General features: G+C 69.2%; 6 protein-coding genes. 3 read left to right on the forward strand and 3 right to left on the reverse strand.

Annotated features, from left to right (window positions below; translation table 11 throughout):
- Positions 1 to 20: 20 nt before the first annotated feature.
- Both ACREEF_RS10815 and ACREEF_RS10820 read right to left on the reverse strand, forming a co-directional pair.
- A complete protein-coding gene (locus tag ACREEF_RS10815; protein WP_431565590.1) occupies positions 21 to 563 on the reverse strand; it encodes a hypothetical protein in 543 nt (180 codons plus the stop codon).
- Positions 563 to 1525, reverse strand: coding sequence for a M20/M25/M40 family metallo-hydrolase (locus ACREEF_RS10820; protein WP_431565591.1), 963 nt, complete (start codon positions 1523 to 1525; stop codon positions 563 to 565). The genes ACREEF_RS10815 and ACREEF_RS10820 overlap by 1 nt, the downstream gene beginning before the upstream one ends.
- A 152-nt stretch (positions 1526 to 1677) precedes the next feature.
- Between ACREEF_RS10820 and ligA the strand changes: the two genes are divergently transcribed.
- The 3 genes from ligA to ACREEF_RS10835 all read left to right on the forward strand — a co-directional run bounded on the left by ligA (position 1678) and on the right by ACREEF_RS10835 (position 5211).
- A complete protein-coding gene (gene ligA / locus ACREEF_RS10825) occupies positions 1678 to 3996 on the forward strand; it encodes an NAD-dependent DNA ligase LigA (RefSeq protein ID WP_431565592.1) in 2319 nt (772 codons plus the stop codon).
- Positions 3975 to 4610 carry a 3'-5' exonuclease gene (locus ACREEF_RS10830; protein ID WP_431565593.1) on the forward strand — a complete coding sequence of 212 codons (636 nt, stop codon included), beginning with the start codon at positions 3975 to 3977 and terminating at the stop codon, positions 4608 to 4610. The genes ligA and ACREEF_RS10830 overlap by 22 nt, the downstream gene beginning before the upstream one ends.
- A 178-nt stretch (positions 4611 to 4788) precedes the next feature.
- Positions 4789 to 5211 carry a DUF2147 domain-containing protein gene (locus ACREEF_RS10835; protein WP_431565594.1) on the forward strand — a complete coding sequence of 141 codons (423 nt, stop codon included), beginning with the start codon at positions 4789 to 4791 and terminating at the stop codon, positions 5209 to 5211.
- 78 nt (positions 5212 to 5289) lie between these two features.
- On the opposite strand, the gene ACREEF_RS10840 is transcribed toward ACREEF_RS10835, so the two are convergent.
- Positions 5290 to 7113: an aminopeptidase P family protein gene (locus ACREEF_RS10840; protein ID WP_431565595.1), complete on the reverse strand. Its 1824-nt coding sequence runs from the start codon at positions 7111 to 7113 to the stop codon at positions 5290 to 5292.
- Between the last annotated feature and the right edge of the window lie 42 nt (positions 7114 to 7155).

The raw sequence follows: 7155 nt of genomic DNA on the forward strand, positions 1-7155 counted from the left end.
ACGGTATCAGCGGCGGGGGATCAGTCCCCCGCCCACCACCGCATCGACACGTTATTGAAGGTCCGGTTTCCGACCTTGAGCGTCCCCTTCAGGACGACGCCCTCATCTCCCAGATTGCGCCGCGCCGTGGCCAGCGCGCCCTGGTCGAGCCTTCCATCGAACGACACTGCGCCCAGCCCGCCCGACAGGGCCTGAACGCGCACCCGATCCTCGGTCACGTCATAGGCCGCCGGAATCAGCCGCAACCGACGCCGGTTCCCGTTATCCAGCGGCGGGCCGACCATGTCCTCGAACTCGATCATCACCGGCGCGAAGCCCGCCGGACGCTCGCCGCCCTGCCAGGCGATGAAGTCCGGGACCTGGCCCATGAAGACGTGGTGCAGCCGCCAGTTGTCGACCCGTACCTCCTCGGTCGGCAGGTAGTAGCCGGACACGTCCTCGGGCAGGTCGTGCTTGAACGCCGCGGCCTTCGACGCCGCCGGTTCGGGCCCCTTCGCCGGCCCGTCGCAGGCCGCCAGGGCCATCAGCCCGGCCAGACCCGCCGCCGCAAACGTGCGCTTCATCACTGGTCCAGCCACTGATCCAGGGCGCGGAAGCCCTCGATCGCCAGTTCGGTCGAGGACTGGAAGGTGGCCGGAACCACCTTGTCGAAGTCGTCCGTCGGTCGGTGATAATCGGCATGATAGTTCACGCCGAAATAGAGGAAGGGCAGGCCCGCGCGGTGGAAGGCGGCGTGGTCCGACGCCTCGACCCAGTTGTCAGCGCCCTTGTCCTCGGGCGTGTCCTTGCCGAAGGCCAGGGAGACGGTCCCGCGCGGCGCGATCCGCTCCAGCACCGGGCGGAAATAGGGGTGCTGATAGGTGCCCGTGACCCACAGCTTGCCGTCGCCGTCGGCCCGCGCCGTCATGTCGAAATTCAGATTCATCGAGATCGACGACAGCGGCACCGGCGGCGCCTCGACGAAATGCTTGGCCCCCAGCAGGCTGCGCTCCTCGCCGTCCAGGGCGACGATCAGGACGGTGTGCTCCGGCGGGTTGGCCTTCAGGCGCTTGGCCAGCTCCAGCATGGTCGCCACGCCCGAGGCGTTGTCGTCGGCGCCGTTGTAGATCTGGCCGTTGTTGACCCCGACATGGTCATAGTGAGCCGTCACCACGATGTATTTGTCGGCCACACGCGTGCCGGGGATAACGCCGATGATGTTGGTCCCGTTGAAGGTCTTGGTCCCCTCGCGCGTGCGGCCCTGCATCTCCCACGGCTGCAGCCGCCCCATCGGCGAGGCCTGGACGCCCAGCGCCTCAAGCCGCGCGACGATATAGGCGCGCGCCCTGGCTCCGCCTTCCGATCCGGTGTCGCGCCCCTCCATGTCGTCCGCCGACAGGAGGCGCAGGTCCTCCATCATCTGCGTGTAGTCGGCCGGCGACGCCGAAACGGGCGGCGCCTCACCCGCAGCAGGCGTCGTGGTCTCGCAAGCGGCCAGCGTCAGGGCGGCGGCGATGGCGGACAGGCTGGCGAGAACAGGACGCATGAAGGGCTCCGGAAAGGTGGATCGGCGGACGCTAGCGGGCGTCGCGGCCGGCGTCAGATTACCTTTCTGTCATGGACATCGCCATGGACGCTGCGATCACGCCGCCGCCGATGCTAAACAGCCGGGCTAACAAAGCTGGCCGCGCGATTCCCATGTCCGAAACTCCCGTCGAAACCTTGAGCGAAGACCAGGCCCGCGAGGAGCTGGACCGTCTGTCGGCCGAACTGGCCCGCCACGACGCCCTCTACTACGCCGACGCCGCGCCCGAGATTTCCGACGCCGACTACGATGACCTGAAGCGCCGCGCTCTGGCCATCGAGGCCGCCTTCCCGGCCCTGACCAGCCCCGTCTCGCCGTCGCAGCGGGTCGGCGCCCCTGTCTCCAGCCAGTTCGCCGAGGTCCGCCACGGCGTGCCCATGCTGTCGCTGGACAACGCCTTCGACGAGGGCGAGGTGCGCGATTTCGTGGCCCGCATCGCCCGCTTCCTCAAGCTGCCGGGCGACGAGCCCATCGCCTTCGTCGCCGAGCCCAAGATCGACGGCCTGTCCGCCAGCCTGCGCTACGAAAAGGGCGTTCTGATCCAGGGCGCGACACGCGGCGACGGCAAGACCGGCGAGGACGTGACCGCCAACCTGCGCACGCTCGCCAGCATCCCCCAGACCCTGACCGGCTCGGGCTGGCCCGACGTCATCGAGATCCGCGGCGAGGTCTATGCCCCCAACGACGCCTTCGACGCCTTCAACGCGGCCGCCGAGGCGGAAGGGCGCCGCACCTACGCCAACCCACGCAACTTCGCCGCCGGGTCGCTGCGCCAGAAAGACCCGAAGATCACGGCCCTGCGCCCCCTGACCTTCTTCGCCTACGCCTGGGGCGAGACCTCGGCCCCGTTCGCGGAGACGCAAGCCGGCGCGCTGGAGGCCTTCCGCAGCTGGGGCTTCCAGGTCAACGACCGCTCGACCCGCGTCGAGGGCGCCGAGGGCCTGATCGACGTCTATCGTGGTCTGGAGACCGACCGCAGCGGCCTCGGCTACGACATCGACGGCGTGGTCTATAAGGTCGATCGGCTGGACTGGCAGCCGCGCCTCGGCTTCATCGCCCGCAGTCCCCGCTGGGCCATCGCCCACAAGTTCCCGGCGCAGCAGGCCACGACCGTGCTGGAAGGCATCGACATCCAGGTCGGCCGCACCGGCTCCCTGACCCCGGTCGCCCGCCTGCATCCCGTCACCGTCGGCGGCGTGGTGGTGCGCAACGCCACCCTGCACAACGAGGACGAGATCGCCCGCAAGGACGTGCGCATCGGCGACACCGTCATCCTGCAACGCGCTGGCGACGTCATCCCGCAGATCGTCGGCGTGGTCGAAAACCTGCGCCCCGAAGGCGCCGTTCCCTTCGCCTTCCCCCACGTCTGCCCCGTCTGCGGATCGGAAGCCGTGCGCGAGGGCGACGAGGTCAAACGCCGCTGCACCGGCGGCCTGATCTGCGACGCCCAGATCGTCGAACGGTTAAAGCACTTTGTCAGCCGCCGCGCCTTCGACATTGAAGGGCTTGGAGAAAAGCAGCTGATCGCCTTCCACGCGCGCGGCTGGATCAAGGAGCCGGCGGACATCTTCCGCCTGGCCCGGGACGAGCAGAAGCTGACCCTGCTGCGCGCCGAGGACGGCTATGGCGAGACCAGCGTCGGCAACCTGATCGCCGGGATCGACGCCCGACGCACCATTTCTCTCGACCGCCTGATCTTCGGTCTGGGCGTGCCTGACATAGGCGAGCAGACCTCGCTGGTCCTGTCGCGCGCCTTCGGCAGCTGGAGCGCCTTCCGCGACGCCTGCATGGCCGCGTCGAACGGCCTGGCCAGCGACGACTGGAAGGCGCTGGCGGCTGCGCACGCCATCTCGACCCGCGTCCTGGGTCTGATGGCCGAGGCGAACCCACCCGCCGACGATCCCTGGCCCGCGGCGCCGATGGACCAGAAGATCGCCCTCGCCTTCCCCGGCATGGCCGCCCCCGCCCGCCGCTCGCTAGCGGAAATCTCATACGGCTGGGCCGACCTGACCCGCTGGGCCGCCGTGGCCCGCACCGAAGGCCCGTCCGAGATCCTGAACCAGATCGCGGGCGTGTCCGGCGTCGGCCCCGTCGCCGCCGAGGCCCTGGCCCACTTCTTCCACGAGCCGCACAACCGCGCCGTCATGGACGCCCTGCTGGCCGAACTGGACGCGGTCGAGGACGTGGCCGCCCCGACCACCGACAGCCCCGTGGCGGGCAAGACCGTGGTCTTCACCGGCTCGCTGGAACGCTTCACCCGCGACGAGGCCAAGGCCCGCGCCGAGAGCCTGGGGGCCAAGGTCTCGGGTTGGGTGTCGAAGAAGACCGACTATGTCGTCGCCGGCCCCGGCGCCGGGTCCAAGCTGAAGGACGCCGAGAAACATGGCGTGACCGTCCTGACCGAGGACGAATGGCTGGCTATGATCGCCTGATGCACGCCGTCGCCATCGACTTTGAAACCGCCAATGAGCAGCGCTCCAGCCCCTGCTCGATCGGCCTCGCCTGGATCAACGACGGCGTCATCGAGGCCGTCGAGCACCACTACATCCGCCCGCCGGGGATGCGCTTCGCCAGCTTCAACATCGCATTCCACGGCATCGGCCCGGAGCAGGTCGAGGAAGCCGAGGAATTCCCGGCGGTCCTGGCCGCCATCGCCCCGCGTCTGCATGGCCGGACGGTGCTGGCCCACAACGCCGCCTTCGACGTCAGCGTCATTCGCGGCACCTGCGACCACTACGGCCTCGCCTACCCCGAGTTCGACTACCTGTGCACCGTCAAGCTGGCCCAGATCACCTGGCCGGAGTTCGCATCGCACAAGCTGAACAACGTCTGCGCCGAGCTGGGCATCCAGTTCAAACACCACGACGCCGCCGAAGACGCCTTCGCCTGCGCCTCGGTCGCGCTGGAGACGCTGCGCAAGCATGAGGCGGCCTGCGCCGGCTCGCTCGCCAAGGCGGCGGGGATCAGCCTCGGACGCCTGCACGCTGCGGGCTACAGCCCCTGCTCCTCGGCCGGCTCTCGCCCTCGCCGCCCGCGCGCCGCCTGACCGGCGACCGAAAGCCCCAGAAATCCATCGCCTTAGCGTGACGCCACGCTCAAATATTGACCTAAGGTCATGTAATCATTGAGCGAAGCGCGCAGTTTGGGCCTTGTTTCGGACCGAAACCGGGATCACCCTTCATCGACAAGGATCGGCTCAACGATCCGTCTGAAGGAATACGCCGATGAAGTTCTCCGTCCTGGCGGCCGCCGCCGTCGTCGCGGCCGCGCTGGCCTCCCCCGCCCTGGCCGCTGATCCGACCGGCCTGTGGCAGACCCCGACCAACGGCGGTCAGGTGCGCATCGCCCGCTGCGGCCAGGCCCTGTGCGGCACGCTCGTGACCTCCGCCCACATCCGCCAGGATCCGAACGCCCGCGACGAGCACAACAAGAACGAGGCTCAACGCGGCCGCACCCTGCGCAATCTGCCGATGCTGACCGGCTTCACCGGCGGCCCGACCGAATGGCGCGGCGGCTCGGTTTACAACCCGGCGGACGGCGGCACCTATCGCGGCACCATCACCATGACCAACGACGACACGCTGCGTCTGCGCGGCTGCATCGTCGCCCCCCTGTGCAAGACCCAGACCTGGACCCGAGTCCGCTAGAACGTCCGCGCCAGACAATCGAACGCCTCCCCCGCGATTGCGAGGGAGGCGTTTTTCTTTGGCCGCCTCGTCAGCCGATCAGAGCGGCGCGGCCTGGGCCTTCAGCCATTCCAGCGCCGCCTCGTCCTTCTGCACGCCCTCGGCCAGCAGGGGCCCGACCTTGGCCAGAACCTCGGCGTGATAGGCGTCGACATAGGCGCGCTCGTCCGCCGTCAGCAGCGCGACGTCGATCAGACGACGGTCCAGCGGCGCCAGCGTCAGTTGCTCAAACCCGTGCATCGGCCGCTCGCCGCCCGGGACCTGGGCCGGGGCGGTCACGACCTGCAGGGTCTCGATGCGGATGCCCCACTCGCCTTCGCGGTAATAGCCCGGCTCGTTCGACAGGATCATGCCCGTCAGCAGCGGCTGGGTGTTGACGTAGGGGGCGATGCGCTGCGGCCCCTCATGCACGCCCAGATAGGAGCCGACGCCGTGGCCGGTGCCGTGGTCGAAGTCGAAGCCCGCGTTCCACAACGGCTGGCGCGCCACGGCGTCCAACTGATGCCCCGTCGTCCCAGCGGGGAAACGGATCACCGCCATGGCGATATGGCCCTTCAGGACCAGGGTGAACATCCGGCGCTGATCGGCCGTGCCCTCGCCGATGGCCATGGTCCGGGTCACGTCCGTGGTCCCGTCCAGATACTGACCGCCGCCGTCGACCAGCAGCAGCGAGCCCGCCTCCATAGGACGGATCTTGGCCCCGACCGGCTTGTAGTGCGGCAGGGCGCCGTTCGGCCCGACCCCGGCGATGGTGTCGAAGGACAGGTCCTTCAGCATGCCGGTCGCCTCGCGGAAGCCCTCCAGCGCCTCGACGACCGCCCGTTCGTCCGGCAGTTCGACCTGAGCGACCGTGTCGACCCAATGCAGGAAGCGGGTCAGGGCCGCGCCGTCGCGGATGTGGGCCTGCCGGCTGCCCTCGATCTCGACGGCGTTCTTCTGGGCGCGCGGCAGGGCGCAAGGGTCCATGCCGCGCACGATGCTGGCGCCCGCCTGCTCCAGACGGTCGAAATACCAGGCCGAGGACACGGCCGGATCGATCAGCACCTTCTGCCCCGACAGGGCGTCGAGGGCGGCGGGCAGCGCCTCAGGCGCCTCCAGCGTCACGGCGTCGCCCAGCCAGCCCGGCAGTTCGTTCGTCACCTTGGCCGGGTCGAGGAAGACCTTGGCGGTGCCGTCCGCCTTCACCACCGCCTGCCCCAGCGGCAGAGGCGTGCGGATCACGTCGCCGCCGCGAATGTTGAACAGCCAGGCCAGCGACGACGGCGAGGTCAGCACCGCCACGTCGGCGCCCTTGGCCTTGATGGCCTGGCCGATGCGGGCGCGCTTCAACGCGGCGTTCTCGCCGGTATAGATGTCCTCGTGCGGCACGACCGGCGCTTGCGGCTGGGCCGGGCGAGCGTCGCCCCAGGCCAGGTCGATGGGATTGGGCTCGACGGCCTTCAGGGTCGCGCCGGCCTTCTCGACCGCTGCGCGCAGGGTCGCCAGGGCGTCGGGGCTGTGCAGGCGCGGGTCATAGCCGATGACCGAACCGGCGCTCACGCCCTCCAGCCAGGCGGCCAGCCTGTTCAACTCGACCCGCTCGAACAGGGCCGGATCGGTCTGGGCCTTGGCCTGAACCGTATAGCGGCCGTCGACAAAGACCGCCGCCTTGTCCATCAGCACCACGCCCGCCCCGGCCGAGCCGGTGAAGCCGCTGACCCAGGCCAGACGCTCGCTGGCGTCGGGCAGGTATTCGTTCTGGTGCTCGTCCTCATGCGGGACCAGCAGGCCGTCCAGGCCCTGCTTGGTCATCTCGGCGCGGAGCAGAGGCAGATGCTTGGCCCCGAAGGACGGATCGGTGGTTTCGTCGAATGTCTGGCGCATGGCGCTTCCATACATCTCCCTCCCCTTCATGGGGAGGGTGGT

The organism is Brevundimonas sp. (assembly GCF_050729455.1).
Classification (GTDB): domain Bacteria; phylum Pseudomonadota; class Alphaproteobacteria; order Caulobacterales; family Caulobacteraceae; genus Brevundimonas.

Excerpts from the sequence above, each read along its gene's own strand:
- ACREEF_RS10835 (WP_431565594.1), top strand. The coding sequence starts at position 4,789 with ATGAAGTTCTCCGTCCTGGCGGCCGCCGCCGTCGTCGCGGCCGCGCTG.
- ACREEF_RS10815 (WP_431565590.1), bottom strand. The coding sequence starts at position 563 with ATGAAGCGCACGTTTGCGGCGGCGGGTCTGGCCGGGCTGATGGCCCTG.
- ACREEF_RS10840 (WP_431565595.1), bottom strand. The coding sequence starts at position 7,113 with ATGCGCCAGACATTCGACGAAACCACCGATCCGTCCTTCGGGGCCAAG.
- ACREEF_RS10820 (WP_431565591.1), bottom strand. The coding sequence starts at position 1,525 with ATGCGTCCTGTTCTCGCCAGCCTGTCCGCCATCGCCGCCGCCCTGACG.
- ligA (WP_431565592.1), top strand. The coding sequence starts at position 1,678 with ATGTCCGAAACTCCCGTCGAAACCTTGAGCGAAGACCAGGCCCGCGAG.
- ACREEF_RS10830 (WP_431565593.1), top strand. The coding sequence starts at position 3,975 with ATGGCTGGCTATGATCGCCTGATGCACGCCGTCGCCATCGACTTTGAA.